The sequence below is a fragment of the Clostridium sp. MD294 genome, from assembly GCF_000364165.2.
Classification (GTDB): domain Bacteria; phylum Bacillota; class Clostridia; order Lachnospirales; family Anaerotignaceae; genus Coprocola.
Map to the genome: position 1 here is coordinate 2,486,396 of NZ_CP097810.1, position 22,592 is coordinate 2,508,987.

A 22,592-nucleotide genomic window follows, 5' to 3' on the forward strand; every position below is an offset into this window, starting at 1 on the left:
GTTTAATGTTTAAATATTCTTTGTATTTGGGTATAAAATGCTAAAAATGTTTCCTCTCCCATCAAATCTTTTAAAAGAGCTATTTTTTCATCACTATCAAGCTCACTACATGATTTACAAGCCTCAAGCAAATCTTTTTTTGCCTTGTTATATTTGTGGTTTATATTTTCATTTGAATAACACATTTCAACACCTCCCTATTATCCAAAATATTGCTGCATTAATGCTTTTTTTAATACTTCTAGTTTATCAAGACTTTGCTGAATAGTCAATTTTTGTTTGTCAACTTTTGTAACAAAATTAGCAAATTGTTCCTGTAGTTCAATAGGTATGTTAATAATTTGTTTCTTATGAATAATATTACGATTTAATGTTGGAACTCCTGTTCCATCATAAAAACGTTTTAAATTAAAATATTGTAACAAATATGCAAGATATATTACATTATTTCCATGATTATCTATTGAAAAAAGAGTAGTATTTAAAGGCCAAAAAAAACCTTCACAATAATATACTTTTCCAATTGTTCCAGAACGTCCAGTAATAACTCCATTTCTTGATTTTGCTTCACTATGATAATCTAAAATTCCATTAGCACCATAAATGGGAATTACCCCCCCTGAATTTCTATTATAAACAGGAAGGTCATAGCCTCTTTGTAATGTGACTACATTAACAAATTCTGTTGTCGGGAAATTTTGAGAATTATAAACTGGGTCACCAAACATCTCTACAAAGCGGGATTTTACTAATTCATCTAGTTTTTCTAGCTGTTTTTTGCGTAGAGCAATCAGTTCACTTACCTTGTCCAACACAGCAGCAATTTTTTGTTGTTCTTCATTAGATGGAAAAATAATACTGATTTCTTTTAACCATTTAAAATGTCTATTATATCCTGTGTTTGGAATGTGAGCATGACAAAGTGCATAATATAGATATTTATAATTTGCATTTTCTTTTTTTGCTTTTAATAATTTTACTCCATCTGCACCAAGAAAACAAGGTACATCAATATATTTTATAATTCTTGTATGATCCCCAAATAATATAATTGGCACATCTGAATAAATTCCATTTTCTTCATTAGTATAACCAGCTATATATTCTTGCCCTTGGTCAAAAATTGGATATTTTCCTTTCATTAAATAGTTTTCTTTTGGAATTTTAGTTCCATATTTAGTAACATCTTTAAAAACATTAAGAAATTGTTCTTTCACAACATTCCCTCCAATTCTGTCAGTCCTGCTGCAATCTGTTTTTCCAGTTCTTGCAGTTCTGAAAGTATTTGTTGTGTAGGAGGGTATTCCACAGGCACATATTCCACTTTTTTATATTTATTGATAGAAAGGTCATAGTCATTTTTTGCAATTTCCTCTTTTGGTACAAAAAAGGATTGCTCTGTTCTTTCTCTGTCTTTCTCTTTGTCCATATTATGAAAACGTTCTAACATATCAGGTATATCATTCTCTGCAATTACTGTACGTTTGTCGTCTAAACTAAAACCATCTGCTTTCATGTCATAAAACCATACATTTTCAGTTCCACCTGCATCTGTTTTTGTAAATACAAGCACCGCCGTAGAAACGCCTGCATATGGCTTAAATACCCCTGATGGCATGGATATAACAGCCATAAGCTGATGATTTTCTACTAATTCCTTACGAATAGATTTATGTGCTTTACTACTACCAAATAATACACCATCAGGTACAATACAAGCACAGCGTCCCCCTTTTTTCAGCATACGCAAAAATAATGCTAAAAAAAGCAATTCTGTTTTTTTGGTATTTGTAACAGCTTTTAAATTGTCATTTATGCTTTCAGAGTCTACTGTTCCCGCAAATGGTGGATTTGTTAGTATCAGCGTATATTTTGATTGTATTTCATTTTGTTTTGATACACTATCATTATAATCAATATCAGGGTTATTGATAGAGTGAAGCATTGTATTCATTGCTGAAATACGCAACATAGTGTAGTCGGTGTCAAATCCCGAAAACATTGTAGTTGTAAAATGTTCCCATTGTTCGCTTGTCATAACAGACTCATAATGTTTACGAATATATTCTGCTGAGGATACCAAAAATCCAGCTGTTCCACACGCAGGGTCACAAATATAGTCATTAGGAGTAGGCTGCATTAAATTGACCATCATTTCACGTATATGCTTTGGAGTACGAAATTGCCCATTATGTCCTGCTGTTGATAGCCTATCAAGCATATATTCATATAAATCCCCTTGAATATCTAATCCTGTAATGTCTGTTGTATATAAATCTTCCAACCCTGTTATAATTTTTTGTAATATTTGTGGTGTTGGTATCATAAACATAGCTGTTTCCATATATTTCGAAAATGCTGAGGCATTTTCACCATTTAGATTTTTAATAAATGGAAAAACTTTTTGACTTACAATTTCAAAAATATCCCTTGCATCTTTATTTTTGAATTTACTCCATCGCATAGATTGCCCTTCCTCTGTTTCAGGAAATATTTTTGTTATTTTTTCGCCAGTAAGTGCTTCAAAATTTTCATTTTCTAATTCCTTCTCATCAAGAGAATGTATAAACATAATATATGTAAGCTGTTCTATTACTGTAATGGGGTTTGTAATTCCTCCAGCCCACATATCTGTCCATATTTTGTCAATTTTATTTTTTATTTCACCTGTTATCATAATATCCCTCCTTATTATTTCATTATATCAAATGTCTTTTGTATAATACTATACTTTTTTCTTAATTCTTTTATGGTAACAGCTCTTTATTCTAAATTTCACCTTTTAGTTGTTTTAATAATTCTTCTAACTCTTCCAACATTTCTTTATCCGTTAAATTGTTTCTAATAAAAGAACACTCTATACCGTTTTTTCTTAACTTTTCAATCCAGTTTAAAGCTAATTCCTTATTACACTTTTTTTCCATTAGACCATAATAGATATAACATAATTCATTACTAATATTTGTATTAAATAAAGAAGGGTCGTCTGTATTTACACAAATCATTACATTATTTTTAGCGTCCATAAAATGATTGATTGTATAAGAATGATGGTCAAATAAGGAATCCATTTCACCAATTACAACATTAGAAGAAGGATTTATTTCTATAACAATGCCAGCTTGTCCTAAATATTCTTCTAATATGATTTGTACATTTTTGATAATTTCTACATCTTGTTGTGTAATTTCTATATGAATGGGCTTCACCATACGGTTTAAATAATATTGACAATGTTTTGCATAATAAAGCTTTTTTTCATTCCATAAAATAGTATTATTTGGCATATTTTTGCAAAATTTTTCTTTTAGTTCTTTGTTCTCATAGTCTATATTCATTAATGATTTCTTAAATTCTTTTTTATAGGCTCTTATTAATGTAGAAATATTTATTATGCTTCCATAAATTTTTTCTGATAACTGTTCTATCTTTTCTTCTAAATAAAATAATTGCTTTGTAACCTCATTTTCAGAATTTCTCAATAAGTCAAATGCCCAAATATAATTTTCTAACAGTTCCATTTGTGGTAAAATCACAACAGGATTTCTTTTTTGCCAAAATTCTGCTGAAAGTCCTAATGCAATACCATGTCCAATTCTATCTCCTGCATGAAATTTACAGTAATGAACTACTTCATAGATACGACGCAATCCAGAAAGCAAATGTCTAAAGTCCTCTCCTGCATGAAATGTAAAACATAGACTTTGTAAAGAGCATTCTATACCATCTTTTTGTATAAATATTGGTTCACAAGAGCTATCTCTTGCATTTTCAAATATAGGTGCAAATATTTGTATTGGTGTTGCATTTTCTAAACTTGCTGCATCAATTCCAACAATATATTTACTCAATATAGGATATTTTATCCTCATTTCTTTCACTTGTTCTAATTGTTGTTGATATTTTTTTTGTAAATTTCCATAGTATAAAAAGGAATGATAACCCTCTTCCTCTTTTTTTAAATAATCACAAGCTTCATAAAAGCATTTTGAACTTATTTCTGTATCTTCATTTTTTATAAAATGGAAAATAATTCCTACTCTTGGTAGTCTTTTATATGGAACATATTCTTCCTCTTTCTTAATACAATAACTTTCATGCAATATTTTTTGATAAGCACTTAAAAAAGCTACAATATCTTTAAAAAGGTCTTTATCACTATCTTTAACAGAAAGACGAAATTCTATTTTTTCAAGATATTTATTTTGAAATTGTTCTCTGATTACAATTTCCCAATAGTCTTTTTCTTCAATATTTTTTATAAAATTCCCAGCTTTACTATTTTTTCCATAATATCTTTGAAAATATTGTAATCCTGTTATAGTATTTTCTTGCACATAAATATTAAAAATATGATGTTTTATTCTGATATATTGAAAAAATATTTTTCTAAAATATTTATTTTGTTTTTTATTTTGTATTTTTTCTAAAGCATAAAATAAAAAAATAGCTTCTCTTGTAGTATTAATATGTTTTGTTTTAAATATATTATCAATATAGTTATAATTATACTCATCATTTTTACTTACAAAATAATTATTTTCTATTTCTTCCCACAAAGAAACAAAAAAACTATAAATAGCATTTTGTCGTTCTTTTTCTGATGTTATATCTTGTTTACAATTTTGTACATTACTTTTTATATTGCATATAATTTGAAACAATTCTTTATAAGTTTCATTTGATTTTTCAGAAGAATTAATTTCTTCATATTTTATCCATATACTTAAAACTAATCTTAATATGTTTGCTGTTAATATTAAAGTAAAGTCCTCTTCTTTTAAACGTAAATTTAAAAAACCTTGTTTATTCTTCGCATACAACTGCTTCATAAAACTATCCCAAAACAACGGAAAACTTCCATAAGCCCCTACATGAATATGATTTTCTGATATTCCTTTCTGTAATAAGCCATCTAATTGCATATCTCCCATATGTATCAGTCCATAAAATCCCTTTAAATAATTAATATATTCAATATTATGCTCTTTAGAATAATTTGCATTGTCTAATAAATATTGTACTACAATAATATCTAAAGGAATATGTCTGTTTAATGCATGAAAAAAAATTATTTTATTGTGTCCTGCAAATCCTCCAAGCAATTCTTTATCTTGTTCATTTTCCCAGTATTTATATACAAATTTACCGTCCCTTTGCGATATAAAAGATTTTGCTAATTTTGAAAACATATCTAAAGAATATTCTTCTGCATTATGATATTGCTTTTCCGAAAAAAAATAATATTTTCTAACAAGCATATCCAATATATCTAAATTATGTATATGATATTTTGATTTTATAGTGTTTTCTAGGGTTTCTGTAATATTTTTGGTGTTAAATTGGTTTTTATCTGTTTTATAATGCTGCTCTATACTATCCTGTTCATAAAATCCCAAACCTGCAAAAGGATAACACATTACTTCTATCATGCAGTTGATTGCGTTATTCAATTAGCTTTCTCCTTCCTGATTCTTTTCATTCAACTCTTCAAATAGTGTTTCAATGTCTCTTATACTATATTGTTGTTTATTTTTTTGTTGTATTTCTGTTTTATCTTCATTAATAACACTTATAAATTCATTTTCTGTTGTATTACGATATAACATTCTTGCTTCATCAATAATATTGTCAAATTGTTTTGCTTTAATTATATTATCTATATTAGCCATTAATTCATTTTTTCTATAAAGAGCGTAAAAGTATAAATGGAGTTTAAAAACTTCTTCACTATTTTTATTATCATTCTCTACTTTTTCCCACGTTAATTTGTAAATTTCGTTATTTAAAGCTCTTGCTTCTTCTTTTCCATACCACCCTCGCCCATAAAATATTATATCCAATATATTACTTGCATATTGTATAATCTTATATGATTCTTTTTGTTTTTCATATTGTTGTCCTTTTATAGAAGGCAAAAATTCTATTTCTCTTAATTTATATTTTTCTTTTTTTGCAATTGTATCACTAATACCATCATAACACTTATCAAATTCTTCTAATTTAATTTTAAAATCTTTATTTTCTAATGAAATATATTGCAAATTTGGTATTAACTTTTGTTCTAAATATTTGTTAATACTATTTTCCAAGTCTGCTATTGCTTTCTTTAATATAGGACTACTCCATAACTCACCTTTTTCTATCTTTTTTATAATTTTATATTGTTTTTCATATTTAGTACCATCAAAATTCTCTAAAAAACTTTTGTTCTTTTCAAATGATTTCATACTTACATTTTTAATTTCTTCATTGTTTAATGTTTCTTCAAAAATAACGTCTTTATAATATTTTATGATATAATTAAAAAATAGCTTGTTTCTTAAATTTACAAAATTTTCATAAGTTAATTCAGAAAATTTATTAATTATTTCTAAAGCAACTTGGTTTTTATAATTTTCTTCTTTTAATAATACTTTTTTTAGCACTGTTTCTTTATTTTTTAAAATAGGTTCAAACAAAATTTCAGCTTTAATTGTATCTTCTGTTCCAGCTAAAAAACTTTGTATTAAATTGAGACCAGACTTTAATGTTTCATAATTTTTACTTAAATATCCTCTTACTTTTTCATTAAAATCATTTTCTACACATAAAAAACTTTCAAACGCCTTTTGTACTTTTATGGTTAAATCTAATTTTGTATTAGATATTTCTTTCTGATACAATTTATAAAAATTATAATCTAATTCCACCAATTTTTCATAAAAATGTAAAGAAAGTAAAAAATTTCCATTTATTAAAAATGTTCGTATAATATGTATAAAAAAGTCATCGCTATTATTAGAAGCGTCATTAGGTATAATTCTATTTATATATTCCTCCATTTCTTTTTTTATAAACGTATTGCTTTCATTCAAAGAGGGTGTCAATAATAATAGTTTTATCGCTTTAATTTTTGATATTATATAGTTATATTGTGAAAAATAAGAAGTATCTTGTTCAAATAATTTTTTTATAAATTCTAAGAATAAAAATAAAATAAATATACTTTTTCTTTTACTTTCATTTTTGTTATTTTTATTAAAATATTTATTTACATTTAATTGAGCGTTACCTATGTTTTTTATATATATTTTACCTACTGAGGAATCATTTATTGTAGTATTATTAATTTTATCATTAACCTTATCTTGCTTTATATCTAGTACTTCATTAATATATATAACAAAATTATCATAACGAATATATACATCTTCCTGCTCAACGTTAAAATGTACAATACTATCAATATTATCACGTAAACCATTTAATACTGGATTTGCAGAAATCATAGTATCAATTAAATTTCTTTTATCTGTGTAATCAATATCTTTTTCATTAATCCATTTTTGATACATATCATACAATACTGCATACACATTGTTTAGTCCTCTTGCAGTTTCATCAAAAAGGTGATATGTCAAAGGTAATACTTTATCCGTTTCCTGTTCACTATACATTGTAAAAAATCTTTCTTTCTGAAATTCCTTTTCTTCCAGTTTTCTTAACATTTTATACAATGTAATTTCTTTTGATGTATCTTCTTCATTTTGTGCAATAAAATAATTTCCTCTATCTTTTAAAGACCAATATTTAATATTATGTCTATAAATAGGAGGAGCTACTTTTTTCAAATATTCATAAGCCAATTCTTTTTTACGTTCTAGTAAAGATGTTTCATTTATAAATTTTCCATTCCATACCTTTTCAGAAAAAGCCTGTTCTTGTCTTAAAAAATCTATTGCAATAGCTTCTTCAAATGTATCTAAATCCCCTGAAAGAAATGTAACAATATTAGGGTGAGAAATGTAAGAAAGGAGTGTTTTTACCACATCCATACATCTATTTGTACTCAAGTCAATATCATCTATAAATACAAATATCATAGATTTTTTTTCTTCACAGTTTTTTAATAAAGCATTGATAAATCTATGAAATTTTTTAATAAACTCTTGGTCTGCATTAAAAATCTGACTAGATTTTTTAGTATACTCTAATTCACTGATAAAATTATCCATCAATATATGTTTATATTGCGGCTGTATATAACAAAATTGTTTTACAACATCATTGTATTTTTCCTCTAGTTCGTTTTTGGCTTTTCTATTACCGATACAATCATTAACATAATTTTCATTTTTATATTGTTTTACTATATCAGAAAACATACCAATAATACTTGACATTAAACTATTATTCTGAGACATATTTTCAGGTATAATAATAGGGAGTAAAATATCCTTTTTATCTTCTTTTTTTAATGTTTCACGTATTGTACGCAATATAGATGTTTTTCCTGTTCCTCTTTTTCCAAGAATAGCAATATTGTTTATTTTTTGAGGGGTCATATCTATATCTTTTTCTGATAATTCTTCAACATTTTCACGAAATAATTCTATTTGATTAAAAATAGTATCATATGTTGCTAATGTCTTTTTTATTTCAGACTCTGTTAATATTCTTGCTCCTAGTGTCACTTTTTTTCTTTCCATAAAAAAACACCACTTTCCTTTATGCCATTATTCTACATTTTTCACTAATTATAACATAACCTATTTAAGTATGCAATTTATGACTCATCAAAAGAATATTTATAAAATTGACTTAATGTGTTTAAATAATTTTTCCAATTTTCAATACTGCTTGTTACAGTATCACTTGTTTCTTGCGACAGCTCTATCATTTTTTTGTTTTGTTGAATTTTTCTTATACAGTCACGCTTCTTTATTAAATCTACAGATCATAAAAAAGCGAATGTATTACTTCAATAATAAATATAGTACTTTGTTTTTTGTAAAAAAATAGAGCATATAGATTGATTTTCTATATGCTTCATGATTATATAATCATTCTAATAAAGTAACAAATAAGGGTTTTCATTCTGCATCAATATCCAATGTTTCGATTAAAAAACTCACAGGACGAAATCCATCATTGCAAGAAATCATAGCAGATTTTTTATTTTTCATCCAACCATTATACAAATTTTCACCACCATGAGCAAGTGTCATTACAAATGCCGACATACTCTCCCACGCACTTTCACAAAATCCTTCTGGTTTTTGCCAGCCGTTTGCAATAAATACCTGTCCCTCTTTCATATCACAGGCATGAGAAATTGGATTTTCATACTTTTCTATTAAATCTGTATAATGTGCTATTTTCATAACAGAAATTTTTACTTTCTTCAATATAACACCTCCATAAATTATTTGTATATAAAAAATTAATACATTAATTCATGAAAAAACTCATTATCAGTCATATTTTTAACTAAAAAACTTGGCTGTTTTGTTGCCATTTTATAAAGTTTAGTAAGGACATTTTTATCAATTTCATGATATATTTTTAAATGTAATCGTTCTGCAATTTCTTTTTGTAGTTTATTGTATTCAGGCATATCATCACCATAGACATTTTTGAAATTATTACGACCCTCTGCTTCAAATTCTACAATATCTTTTTCTAATAAAAAAGAGTCATCAATATATTTTTTTCTCATATAATTCTGCCATGCACACGCACAATTTAATTGCAATTCTAATAAGTCCTTTAGTGTTTCTGCTACTCTCCCACATTCGCCTTCTGCATAATCTATTCGTACAATATCCCCATCTTCTAACAAAGCATAACATCCTCCACAACCATCTTCTGCAAAAACTGCTCCATCTATATTAAATGTACAATTATATTCTTCACAATAAGAAGATAGTGGTATTAACTGTTCTATCAATTCTAAATTACATAAAGCTAATACTTTTTCATATAAATCTCTATCTTCTAATATAATAGAAAAATATTCCTCCCATTGTTCTCGTTCTTTTATATTTGGATTGTCATAATTTTAAAATATTCCCATTTCAAATATATCTCCTATTAATTTTGTTTTTTTTAAGTTGTTAATATCATACCATAATTACATTTCTTTTACTATTTAATTAAATTTTTTTATTATTCTTTATAATCATCGCTTACCTTCCCTATTTTTTCAGTTATTTTATTCTCACTTTTTTCCACTAACACAATAGATAATTCTGTTATTTTCCCATATTTAAAAATTTTTTGTAATTTTATATACAAATTTTTTGTTGTATATTATAATGTAAGAGTAGTATCCTAATTTTAATATCGGAGAGAATAAAACAATTCAAAAAAGCCTTCTATATTCAGGACTTACTGAAGTTTTGGGTACTACTCTCACTCTTAAATTGAAATTTAGTTTTATTTGTTTTCTATATGTATAATATATCTCAAATACTATTATCAAGTGTTATCACTCTAAAAATATTACTCTACATATATTTTTAACACAGAAGGAAAAGCACGAAATGTTGCAACTTTTTCTCCTTTATTGACAAACAATTCTACAAATGTATTATCATAATATAAATCTAATTGTAACGGTTTTTTTAAATCAATAGAAAAAATTCTTTGTTCTCCATATTCACAACAAAATCTTTGTTTTAAACCACTTCTATCAATTCTCAAAAGATTATTTTCTTTTTCAATTATAATATCAAAATGGTCTTGTTGTTCTCCAATATGAATAGATTGTATATTTTCTTTGGTTACATTTACCTTCAAATGAAAATTTTTATTTACTGGAATTGCTTTTTTATTATTTAATTGTATTGTTTCAAACTGGTCTGCTACAGATGGATATAAAGTTTGTAGCAATTTGCCATTTTGTATAGATAACACTCTTGGCATAGTAATGCCATGTATCCACATATCCGTATTCATGTAAGGAAGTTTTTGTGTTCCGCAACCAAACCATGCAAAATATATCGGTTGTCCTTTTTTATCATAAAAAGGTTGTGGAGCATAAAAGTCAAAGCCTTTATCTAATTCGTCATAATATTCTACTTCAAACTTCATATTGTCTACATCAAGCTGACCCACAAAATAAACAGAGGAAAATTCATTTTGATATTTTTCACCTTTTGTTTGAACTCCCATTAAAGATAGAAAAAGTACATCTTTATTATCTACTCTTATAATACCTGGACATTCAAACATATAGCCTAGTTCTAATTCTCCTAAAGATATTGTACCTTTATAATCCCACTTTAAAGCATCTAAACTTTGATAAAGTAATATTCTTCCTTGTCCTTCTATTGTTCCGCCACCTAAAAGCATATAATATTTTCCATCTCTTAAAAATACAAATGGGTCACGAATTTCTCCTGTTAAACCACATGGTTTTTTGTCTATAATAGGATTATTTTTATATTTTTGTATTTTGCCATCTGGTGTCATAAAAGCAACTGCCTGTTTAGGAACTTTTCCATTTGAACTTTTATAATTAGCTGTATAATATAAAAATAAGTTTTCCCCAATTTGTATACTATTTCCTGAATAGCAGCCATTTTTTTCATATTCCTCTGTTGGAATTAGTATTTCATTAGAATGTTGATAAATTACTAAATCTTCAGATATAAAATGCCCCCAATGTTTCATACCATGGCTTGTATCAAAGGGATGCCACTGATAAAAAATATGATATTTTCCATTATAATATGCTAAACCATTTGGGTCATTTAATAAACCACAAGGCGGTGTTATATGAAATTTAGGTTTATGTGGAGAAGACTGGCAGTAATTTGCCAATTTTCTTATATAATTTTCATTTTCTTTTGTAATATATGTATACTTTTCAAATTCTTTTTTTTCCATTATTATTCTCCAATCAAATCTTGTGCTGCTTTTACATTTTTTCCAGAGATAAAGTGTATCGTTTCTCCTTGTCCTTCTTCAAGCTCTACTATAATTACAACAGGACTAAATCCTTTTTGTTGAATTTTTTTCTTGTCAAAAGAAAGTAATTTCTCTCCTTTTTTTACTTTATCACCTACATTTACAAAATATTCAAATCCTTCTCCATTCATTGCCACAGTATCAATGCCTACATGAATTAAAATATTAATACCATTATTTAAAGTAATGCCTACTGCGTGTTTGCTGTCTTCTATTACAGTGCAAATTGTGCCATCTGCTGGAGCAACAACCACTTCACTCTCTGGTATAATACCTACGCCATTTCCAAGCACTTTTTCAGAAAAAACACCATCTCCAATTTGTTGAATTGAAATAACATCTCCATCTACTGCTGCATAAAGAGATTGTTTTTCTGTTGTTTTTGTAATATCAATCTTTTTTTCTTCTTCTTCATCGTTTTCTTTTGGCATTCCTTTTATTTTATCATAAACTAATATCAACACAATAGGAACAACAAAAGCAATTATATTGCCAATGATGTAAAATACTAATTTTTCTGGTACTACAATTAACAAACCTAATACACCTGTAAGACCTTGACCAATGGCACGTACAGAAGTGATTTTCATAAAAGCACCACCGACTCCTGCTCCTAAACAAGCACAAATAAAAGGTTTTATAGAATATTTTAAATTTACTGCAAATATTGCAGGTTCAGAAATACCTACTAAAGTAGGAACAAAACTAGACATTGCAATATCTCTATCTTTTGATTTCTTTTTTGCTAACAAATACATACCAATTGCACCACCACCTTGTGCAATAATAGATACTGACCATATTCCTTGAATATAATTAAAACCTGTTGTTGCAATTAAATTTGCCTCAATACCTTGAATTGCCTGATGTGTTCCTGTTACTACTAATGGTTGTAACAGTGCTGCAAAAATAAATGCACCTACTGCACCAAAACTATTATATAATATGTCAATTACTGCTGCAAGACCATTACCAATCACATTACCAACTGGACCAAAAACAGTAAACAATGCAATATTTGCAAGCAATATTGTAATTGTTGGAACAAGTACAAACGAAATGACTGCTGGTACATATTTTTGTGCAACTTTTTCTACTTTAGACATAAACCATGCTGTCAATATTGCTGGAAATACACCGCCTTGAAAAGCTACTTTTGCAACAGAAAGTCCCGCAAAATTCCAATACTCAGCACTAGAAGCATCTAATACAAAAGCATTTCTATTCATTAAATTAGGGTGTACCATAACAATACCAACTAATATACCAAGTATAGTATTACCACCAAATCTTTTTACAGCACTATACATTACTAATATTGGTAGATAATCAAATGTTGTTGCTATAATTCCCATAAAATCCGCTAAACTATTTAAAAATGGACTTTGGTCAACTAAAGCACCTTCTAATCCAAATAATCCTTGTGCTGTCAATAATGCCTTGATACCAATAATAATAGCTGCTGCTACAAAAGCAGGAATAATAGGAATAAAAATATCAGAAAACACCTTAAATCCTTGCTGTAGTTTTCCAAGTTTGCTAATGCCTTCTTGTTTTGCTTCTGCTGCTGACATTTCTTTTGCTCCTGTCACTTTTACAAAAGCATCATATACATTATTTACTGTACCAGTTCCAAAAATAATCATCAACTGCCCACTGTTAAATACAACGCCTTTAGAACCTTCTATATTTTCCAATTTTTTTCTATCATATTTTTCTGTATCATTTAATATTAGTCGAAGCCTTGTAACGCAATGTGTTACACCTTTTATATTTTCTTTGCCTCCAACATATTTTACAATTTCTTCAGATATTTTTTTATAATCCATAATTTTCCCTCCTTAAATTGTCAAATTATCACTTCACTTCTTAACAGAAGTTGATATTTTTGTATGTTCTGCTTTTAGTTCTCCATCTGTTACCGTAATGGACAACAAATTTCCGGGACGGTCACAGAGTCTAGCATTTAATGCTACTCCATTAACATACAATGTTGCAATATCATTATCTATTATAAAACGAATATGATATTTTTCTCCTGCCTGTAATGTAATTGGTCTTTCCAATCCTATATTAAAACATTGATACCATGGATAATTTGGACTTTTTTGAAAAATAACTCTATTTTCATTGATTAAAAATTCATATTCATAAGCTAAACTATTTTTCTCATTTTCATAAAATTTTATAGAAAAGGCTTTTGTTCCTTCTGAAAAATAACAAACTGTTTCAAAAGCAATTACATTTTTTATATTTGAATATAGAACAGTTTCTTGTTTTGTGTCAATCGTTTTCATATGAGTGCAAAAAATATCCTTCCAATCAGTAAATGCTTTCCAAAGAGTATCTGGTGGTTTTACAGAAAGTGTACCATCTGCCATTTGCATAATTTCATGAGGTACGAATGTACCACCCCATAAATAAGAATTTTTATCATCATTATCAATACGTGTTGGCACCCAACCAAATAATATCCTTCTTTTACCATCATAAGCTGTTCGTCCTGCATAATAAGCTCTGCCATCAAAACTATCATTTTTTGGTGTAGTCCATGGACCATAAATATTTTTACTCATTCTATAATGAATTTTATTTCCTTCACTATATTCAGAATAAATTAAATACCACCAATCTCCAATCTGAAATAATTCCGGCATTTCAAACATAGTATATAAACCAGGTGCCCAAAAATCTCCTTTAAAATCCCAATTTTCCAAATCTTTAGATGTAAAATATACTAATCGTCCTGTTGGCTTTGTTTTGTCTTCTCCTTTTCTTGTACCTAATATCAAAAGATATTCTTGTTCTTGTTCATTCCAAACTACAAAAGGATCTCTCCAATTTCTTTTATCATAACCTTGTTGTGGTGCAATTTCTAATGTTTTGTAAGACTTTTCCCAATGAATTTTATCTTCACTTATTGCATGAAGTAAAGTTTGAGATGTTTTTCCTAACTTTAAATATTCTCGATTGTAGCCTGTATAAAATGCCTGATATTTTTGTCCAACTTTAAACACGCTACCTGCATAAACAAATTGGTCTGACACATCATCAGAACCTCTTTTTAAACTTTCTCCAAAATCTTCATAATGAACAAAATCTTTTGTACAAGCTAAAGACCAGCCAAATGGTTCTCCAAACGGCATTGGATTTCTAGTATCTCTTTGGTGATAAATATAAAAAGTTCCATTTTCTCCATAAGGCATAATGTCCCCTACCCATACACCTTTTGGTTGATAATATAATTGATACATGGTATTTTCCCTCCTTTGTTATATCATTTTTTGGCTATTCATTTTGGTATTATTATATGTCAATCGTTTTCATATGTCAATCGTTTTCATACTTATTTTATTACAAAATATAGCATTCTTTTTTGTATATTGTGCTTAATTATATCTTTTTTTTTTCATTAAAAAAAGGAGTTTTTCACTCCTTTCAAGTCGTCTTTCCTTCTAATAATGTTACTGGTAAAGCTAATCTATTTTCACACTTTTTATCTTCAATTAAATCTATCATACTTTTTACAGCACATTTTGAAATTTCTTCAATAGGCTGTCTTATTGTGGTCAATTCTGGAAGATATATCCTTGTTTGTTTTGCTCCATCTACCCCTATTATTTTTAATCTTTCTGGTACTGCAATTCCTCTCTCTTTTGCAATTTGCAATGTAATAGTAGCTAATAAATCATCTCCTGCAAAAATGCCGTCCAAGTCAGTATATGTATGCAATGTATCATCTATTAGCTTATACTTTTCTTGTAAAGGTTTGACAAAAGGTATCTCTAATATTAGACTTGGAAGTCCTAGCTTTCTCATAATATCTCTATATGCTTGGCTTCTATCATTTCCTGGCATTTTTAAACGACTATCTCCTCTAATACATAAAATTTTTCGACAGCCTTTTTCTAAAAGATGCTCTGTAGCAAGTTGTCCTACTTTATAGTTATCACAAGATATTGTAATGACATTATCCCCTAAATAACGGTCAATTGCTACAAGAGGCATAGATAAATTAGAATATTCTTTTATAATATCACTATGATTATTATGTGTTCCTACAATCATACCATCTACTTGATTTCTTTTTAGCATTTCAACATATTCTTTTTCTGTTTCTGCATTATTATTGCTGTTACATAATAACATCTTATAATTTTGTTTGGAAAGATAGTATTCAATATTTTGTGCAACTTCTCCATGAAAAGGGTTGATAATAGAAGGAACAATTACCCCTATAAAATATGTTCGCTGATTTAATAAAGCTCTAGCAATTTCATTCGGATAATATCCTATTTTTTTCATTGCTTGATGTACCTTTTGTTTTGTTTCTTCACTAATATATCCCCTATTATTTAAAACCCTAGATACCGTAGTAGAAGATACTCCTGCAACTTTTGCTACATCTTTAATGCCTGGTTTTTTTTCTTTTATTTCTATTTTTTCACTTTGTCTATTCATTGCTTTAATCCCTTTATATGCTGCTGTAACTTTCACTTTAATATTTAAAAAATTATAAAACTTATAATAAAACATATATTATTTTTTTTGCAATGTCAATAGAAAAATGATATTGAAAAAATATTGTAGACATTGTCTTGATAACAAAATATAATATCATTTCTTTTCTAATATAAGTGTTTCAAATGGTTTTAGTATAAGTTTATCATCTGAAATATCACTTATTTCATAGTTACCTAGTATTTTATTGTAATTTTTCCATAACAAGTTTGTAGATATTACTATTTCTGTAGATACCATATTATTCAATACAATAATTTCTTTCTCTTGATATATTCTTTTATAAGCAAGTACATCTGCATTTTCTTTTTCAAAAAATACAATATCTCCTTTTGAAATCACATCTTTATTTTTTCTTAAAGCAATTAACTTTTTATAAAAGGAATATATAGAATTTTCATCTGCTAATTGCGATTGTGCATTAATGAATTGATAATTATTTGCTATTTCAATCCATGCTTTTCCTTCTGTAAATCCAGCATTTTTTTCATCATTCCACTGCATAGGTGTTCTACTATTGTCCCTAGACCTAACAGAAAGAATATCAAGTGCTTGTTGTTCTGTTTTCCCATTTTCCAAAAGAATATTATAATAATTTAAACTTTCTACATCTTGATACTGCTGTATTTTATGATAATGTGGATTTGTCATACCTAATTCTTCTCCTTGATAAATATAAGGTGTTCCTCTCATCATATGGATACAAGTCGCAAGCATTTTAGCTGATTTATCCCAATATTTTCCTTCTTCTCCTAATCGTGATACAATACGAGGCTGGTCATGGTTACACCAAAATAAGGCATTCCATCCATTATGCTGTTGCATTGTTACTTGCCATTGTTCCAATAAATTTTTTAAAGCTATTCTATCAGGTTTCATAATTTCCCATTTATCCCCATTTTTATAATCAATTTTTAAATGATGAAAATTAAAGCACATAGATAGCTCTTTTTCTTCTGGATTAGAATAACGAATACAATTCTGCAAAGTAGTAGAAGACATTTCTCCAACAGTTATCATATTTTCAATACCAGTATCACGAACTAATTCTTTTAAATATTCATGTACATGAGGACCATCTGTATAAAATCTTCTCCCATCTCCTTGCATATCATTTTCAAACACTTCTGGCTTGGAAATGACATTAATAACATCAAAACGAAATCCTTGTACACCTTTTTGTTTCCAAAAGCAAACAACTTTTTTTAATTCCTCTCTCACACAAGCATTATCCCAATTCAAATCAGCTTGTGTCACATCATATAAATGAAGATACCATTTTTGAAGTGATGGAACATATTCCCATGCTGACCCTCCAAATTTTGACTCCCAATTTGTAGGAACTTCTTTTCCTTCTTTAAATATGTAATAATCTTGATATTTTTTTTCTCCTGCTAACGCTTTTTGAAACCATTCATGGCTTGTAGAAGTATGATTAAACACCATATCAAGCATAATTTTCATATCTCTTTGTTTAGTTTGAGTAATCAATTCTTCCATATCTGCCATTGTGCCAAACATAGGGTCAATTTCATAATAATTTGATATATCATAGCCGTTATCATTCTGTGGTGATGGAAACACTGGTGTAAGCCAAATATAATCTACACCTAAATTTTTGATATAATCCAGCTTTTGTATAATTCCTTTTAAATCGCCTATGCCATCTCCATCAGAATCTTTAAAAGATTTTGGATATATTTGATACACAACTTTGTCATTAAAATAATTCATATCTATTCTCCTTTACTATTCTTTTATTCAAAAGTAATAATGGTTGTTTCTTTATCAAAAACATCTATTCCTGTTGTAAATTGAATATTTTTAGCATTTCCTGCTTCAGTAATTGCACAAATGGTTACATCTCTATGTCCTGCTGCTTTGATTTTTTCTTTATTAAATTTTATTAAAGCTTCTCCTGCTTTTACCATTTGCCCCTGTGTAACAAAATATTGAAAACCATTTCCATTCATATCTACAGTATCCAGTCCAATATGTAATAAAATTTCCATACCATTAGCTAATCTTAAACCACAAGCATGTTTTGAATCGTCCATTAAAACAACAACTTCTGCATCTGCTGGAGAATATAATATTTCATTTTCTGGTATTATTGCAACACCTTCTCCCATCATACCCTCAGAAAATACGCCATCATTTACTTCTTTTAATGGAATTACTTTTCCTAACAAAAATGCTTTTAAATTTTTTGATATGTCTTCAGTTTCTTTTTGATTTGCTTCTACTTTTTCTGTATTTCTATCAACAACCTCTTTAGATATTCCATTTTTTTCTACTTCAGTTAATTTTTTCTTTCCCACAATAATAGTAAGTACAAAAGGAATGACAATTGCAATGATAGTACAGATAAAAAAGTTTAACATACTTTCTGTATGAATAGAAAGTATTCCCGGAATTCCTCCTACACCTATCGCATTTGCTGTTGTTCCAGTTGCTACACTAACAATTGCTGCAATTGCAGAACCAATCATACCACATACAAATGGAAAACCATTTTTTAAATTTACACCAAAAATTGCTGGTTCTGTTACACCTAAATAACAAGAAATTCCTGCTGGAATATTTACTTCTTGTGCTTCAGAATTTCTTCTTTGTAGCACAATCATACCCATTACCGCAGAGCCTTGTGCAATATTTGATAATGCAATCATAGGCCATAACATCGTTCCCTCATAATCTGCAATTAACTGAAGGTCAATCGCATTAGACATATGATGTAATCCAGTAATGACAAGTGGTGCATAAACCAAGCCAAATATTGCGCCAAATACAATTTTAAAAGAGCCTGTAATGCCAGAATATACTACTGATGAAATAATAGAACCTATTTTCCAACCAACTGGCCCCAGTATAAAGTGAGATGCCATAACTGCTAATACAATACTACAAAATGGTACAACAATCATTGAAATTACTTGAGGTGTTATTTTTCTAAAAAATTTTTCAATATAAACCAGTGTAAACGCAGCAAGTATTGCAGGAATAACTTGTGCTTGATATCCAATCATATTTACTTCTATAAATCCAAAATTCCACTTTGGAATATCCGCAACTGCTGTATTTGCAACTGTATAGGCATTTAAAAGCTGTCCAGATACCAATGTCAAACCAAGTACAATACCAAGCATTTGAGTTGTTCCCATTTTTTTGGTAACTGACCAACAAATGCCAACTGGAAGCATATGAAATATAGCCTCACCAATCAACCATAAAAAACTGTCAATGCCACTCCAAAATTGACTGATGTCACAGAGTGTTTTTGTACCATTTTCAAAAAAATAAATACTGTCAATACAATTACGAAATCCTAAAATTAAACCTCCAGTAATAATCGCTGGAATTAATGGTGCAAAAATTTCTGCCAGAGCAGTTATAATTCTTTGTAACACATTTTGATTTTGTTTTGCTGCCTGTTTTACTGCCTCTTTTGAAACACCTTCGATACCAGCAGTCCTAACAAAATCATTATAAAAATCTGCAACGGTATTTCCAATAATTACTTGAAACTGTCCAGACTGTGTAAAACTTCCTTTTACTACTTTCAATGCTTCAATTCCATTAATATCTGCTTTTGCTGTATCAACTAATACAAATCTCATTCTTGTCATGCAATGCGATACTGCTGCAATGTTTTGTTTTCCACCAACCAATTTTAATAGTTGCTTTGCATCTTCTACATATTTTCCCATATATTTCCCTCCGTTCATAAACTTGTTTAAACAACTTATGCTTTATTTATAACATACTTGTTTAAACAAGTCAATGTTATTTTTAAAATTTGTTCAAACAAACTATTGAATATCAAAAAAATAGAACAAATTGCATATCACTTTAGCAAAACATTGTTATACTATTTATCTATTTTTAACAATATTTTTACAGTATAATGCTTATCAATTTTACATTTCAAAAATAATAAAATAATGATATTTGTTTGTAAATACTTTCTCTATTGACTTTAAACTATCATGTTTTTATAATGAAATAAAAATAATAAAAAGGAAATGAATGAGAAATGCCTAAAAGTAAATACATTGATATATATAAAGACATTAAAACAAAAATAGAAACAAATGAATATGTTTATCAGAAATTATTGCCCTCTGAAAATTTATTGATACAACAATATAGCTGTTCTCGAAATACTGTGCGTCGTGCTATTAGTCATCTTGTTTCAGATGGATATGTGCAAACTATACAGGGAAAAGGAGTTCGTAATATTTATATTCCTATGAAACAATCTACTTTTACATTAGGTGAAATTGAAAGTTTTCGTGAATCTGCTTTACGAAATAGCCAAATTCCACATACAGATATATTATTATTTACAGAAGGGACTACTGATGAGTTACTTTCTAAAAAAACAGGTTTTTCCATTGGTTCTGAATTTTACTATATACAACGTTTACATTATTTAGATGGAATACCACTTATTCTAAATCATAACTATTTTTTAAAAGAGTGTGTTTTAGGCTTAACAAAAGAAATTGCATCATCTTCTATTTATCAATATCTGGAACAAACATTACACATGACTATTATAAATAGTCGTCGTATTATGACAATCGAAAAAATAAATGAATTGGATAAAAAATATTTGAATATTAACGAAAAAGATTATAATTGTATGGCTGTTGTAAGTAGTTATACTTATAATAGTAATGGCACTCTATTTGAATTTACACAGTCAAGACATCTTCCAAATTATTTTCGTTTTCAAGACAATGCTGTGAGAAAACCAACATAATTTTTATAGATATTTTTGAATATTTTTATAAAAGCCAAAAATAATTGAAAATAACGAAACAGCATTATATATTGCTGCATTTGCTGAAGTCTTTGAAATAAACCTTCTTTATATAGCATTTTGATAACTTTGATGGTTACAAATATATGCAGTATTATCAAATCTCTAGTCATTATGAAATTCCTGCAAAAACAGAGGAAGTAATTATGCTGATAATAGAATAATATTATTTTATTAAGATGTAGAAATTGACGAAAATTACATTAAAATAGTTACAATAGAAAATACTGTTGGTTTACAGACAGCAATAGAACAAAATACTATTATAGAATGCTGGCAAAACAAAATAATTTCTATATAGTAGAAAATAAATATTTTTTAAAGCAGTAGAAATCATTTCTACTGCTTTTTATATTGTTAAAAAAACAAAAATAAAAATCACTGAATTGCTCAGTGATTTTTGTTTTATTTATTTGAAAGCATCTTTAAAAAATGTTTCTAATTTATCAAAAGGAATTTTATTCGTGTCATCATATAAGTCAATATGCATTGCACTTGGAACAACATATAATTCTTTTGGTTCTTCTGCTGCTTGATATGCTGTTTCACTAAATTCTTTAGAGTGGGCAATATCACCTGTAATAAACAGAATAGGACGAGGTGAAATGCTATCAATATGATTTAATAAAGAATAATTTGTAAATGGGAGCATACTGGTATCTGTGAAAGAACCGCCTGAATTTGGATGCCAACCACGTTTTAAACCATAAAATGTCCACCATTCTATATTTAATCCACTTAAATCTTCTGGAAGTTCATCAAGAGGAGCTTCTAATGGATAATTTCTTGTATATGCAGCTTCTCCATTTTCAAAATCTTGCCAACGTTGTTCTGACATACTTTTTATCATAGCATTACGACTTTCATTGTCCATTGTATTACCCATTGCACTGATGTCATACATTGCAGCAGTCGCAACTGCTTTAATGCGAGTATCCATAGCTGCAGCAGAAAGTGCAAAACCGCCACTTCCACAAATACCAATCGCACCTATTTGCTCACGATTTACATAATCTAAAGAACCTAAATAATCTACTCCAGCACTAAAGTCTTCTGAAAAAATTTCTGGTGATGAAATATGTCTTGGTTCACCACCACTTTCACCATTATAAGATGGGTCAAATGCAAGTACAATAAATCCTCTTTGTGCAAGTTGATTTGCATAAACACCAGGACCTTGTTCTTTTACACCACCATAAGGCGGACCAATCACAATAGCTGGATACGTTTGTGTTTTATCTAAATATTTACTTGTATATAAATCTGCGGACAATTCAATGCCATAACGATTTTTATAGTGAACTGATGTTCTATCTACAGCATCACTTAATTCAAATATGTAATATTCTTCCATATTTTTATTTTCTCCTTCCGTCTGCTGACTTGTTGGCATTATTTGACTTGTTTGAATGTCATTTGATGTTTGTTGCTGTGTACCACAAGCAGTCACTGTAACCATAGTTACCATAAGTAATATAGATAAAATTTTTGCTTTCCATCTTTTCAT

Annotated in this window: 15 protein-coding genes; 1 reads left to right on the top strand and 14 read right to left on the bottom strand. The window is 28.2% G+C overall.

Translation table 11 applies throughout. From position 1 onward, the window contains the following. Nucleotides 1-2 precede the first annotated feature (2 nt). The 13 genes from C820_RS12265 to treP all read right to left on the bottom strand — a co-directional run bounded on the left by C820_RS12265 (nucleotide 3) and on the right by treP (nucleotide 19,967). Entirely contained in the window at nucleotides 3-185 is a 183-nt protein-coding gene (locus C820_RS12265) for a hypothetical protein (RefSeq protein WP_004033397.1), read from the bottom strand. 15 nt (nucleotides 186-200) lie between these two features. After that, on the bottom strand, nucleotides 201-1,217 hold the full coding sequence (locus C820_RS12270; RefSeq protein WP_004033396.1) for a restriction endonuclease subunit S: 1,017 nt from the start codon (nucleotides 1,215-1,217) through the stop codon (nucleotides 201-203). Further along, the gene (locus tag C820_RS12275) at nucleotides 1,214-2,677 is read right to left on the bottom strand and encodes a type I restriction-modification system subunit M (RefSeq protein WP_004033395.1); all 1,464 of its coding nucleotides are present in this window, start codon (nucleotides 2,675-2,677) and stop codon (nucleotides 1,214-1,216) included. The genes C820_RS12270 and C820_RS12275 overlap by 4 nt, the downstream gene beginning before the upstream one ends. A gap of 91 nt (nucleotides 2,678-2,768) precedes the next feature. Beyond that, nucleotides 2,769-5,453, bottom strand: a complete 2,685-nt coding sequence (locus C820_RS12280; RefSeq protein ID WP_004033372.1) for an amidohydrolase family protein — start codon at nucleotides 5,451-5,453, stop codon at nucleotides 2,769-2,771. After that, a complete protein-coding gene (locus tag C820_RS12285) occupies nucleotides 5,454-8,471 on the bottom strand; it encodes a P-loop NTPase fold protein (protein WP_004033370.1) in 3,018 nt (1,005 codons plus the stop codon). 384 nt (nucleotides 8,472-8,855) lie between these two features. Beyond that, nucleotides 8,856-9,170 carry a TIGR04076 family protein gene (locus C820_RS12290; protein WP_004033368.1) on the bottom strand — a complete coding sequence of 105 codons (315 nt, stop codon included), beginning with the start codon at nucleotides 9,168-9,170 and terminating at the stop codon, nucleotides 8,856-8,858. A gap of 35 nt (nucleotides 9,171-9,205) precedes the next feature. Next, on the bottom strand, nucleotides 9,206-9,712 hold the full coding sequence (locus C820_RS12295; protein ID WP_004033366.1) for a hypothetical protein: 507 nt from the start codon (nucleotides 9,710-9,712) through the stop codon (nucleotides 9,206-9,208). Nucleotides 9,713-10,266: 554 nt separating this feature from the next. Then, on the bottom strand, nucleotides 10,267-11,655 hold the full coding sequence (locus C820_RS12300) for a glycoside hydrolase family 32 protein (RefSeq protein WP_004033364.1): 1,389 nt from the start codon (nucleotides 11,653-11,655) through the stop codon (nucleotides 10,267-10,269). Between the two features lie 2 nt (nucleotides 11,656-11,657). Continuing rightward, nucleotides 11,658-13,565, bottom strand: coding sequence for a PTS sucrose transporter subunit IIABC (locus C820_RS12305; protein WP_004033362.1), 1,908 nt, complete (start codon nucleotides 13,563-13,565; stop codon nucleotides 11,658-11,660). Nucleotides 13,566-13,598: 33 nt separating this feature from the next. Further along, nucleotides 13,599-14,990, bottom strand: coding sequence for a family 43 glycosylhydrolase (locus C820_RS12310; protein ID WP_004033360.1), 1,392 nt, complete (start codon nucleotides 14,988-14,990; stop codon nucleotides 13,599-13,601). A gap of 184 nt (nucleotides 14,991-15,174) precedes the next feature. After that, nucleotides 15,175-16,197 (bottom strand): LacI family DNA-binding transcriptional regulator, encoded by a 1,023-nt coding sequence (locus C820_RS12315; protein WP_156801376.1) that lies wholly within the window; start codon nucleotides 16,195-16,197, stop codon nucleotides 15,175-15,177. Nucleotides 16,198-16,353: 156 nt separating this feature from the next. Then, nucleotides 16,354-17,991, bottom strand: a complete 1,638-nt coding sequence (gene treC / locus C820_RS12320; RefSeq protein WP_004033357.1) for an alpha,alpha-phosphotrehalase — start codon at nucleotides 17,989-17,991, stop codon at nucleotides 16,354-16,356. Nucleotides 17,992-18,014: 23 nt separating this feature from the next. Further along, nucleotides 18,015-19,967, bottom strand: coding sequence for a PTS system trehalose-specific EIIBC component (gene treP / locus C820_RS12325; RefSeq protein ID WP_004033355.1), 1,953 nt, complete (start codon nucleotides 19,965-19,967; stop codon nucleotides 18,015-18,017). A gap of 326 nt (nucleotides 19,968-20,293) precedes the next feature. Here treP and C820_RS12330 point away from each other — a divergent pair, with 326 nt between their 5' ends. Then, nucleotides 20,294-21,025, top strand: coding sequence for a UTRA domain-containing protein (locus tag C820_RS12330; RefSeq protein ID WP_004033353.1), 732 nt, complete (start codon nucleotides 20,294-20,296; stop codon nucleotides 21,023-21,025). A gap of 469 nt (nucleotides 21,026-21,494) precedes the next feature. Here C820_RS12330 and C820_RS12335 read toward each other — a convergent pair whose 3' ends face one another. Beyond that, on the bottom strand, nucleotides 21,495-22,592 hold the full coding sequence (locus C820_RS12335; protein WP_004033351.1) for an alpha/beta hydrolase: 1,098 nt from the start codon (nucleotides 22,590-22,592) through the stop codon (nucleotides 21,495-21,497).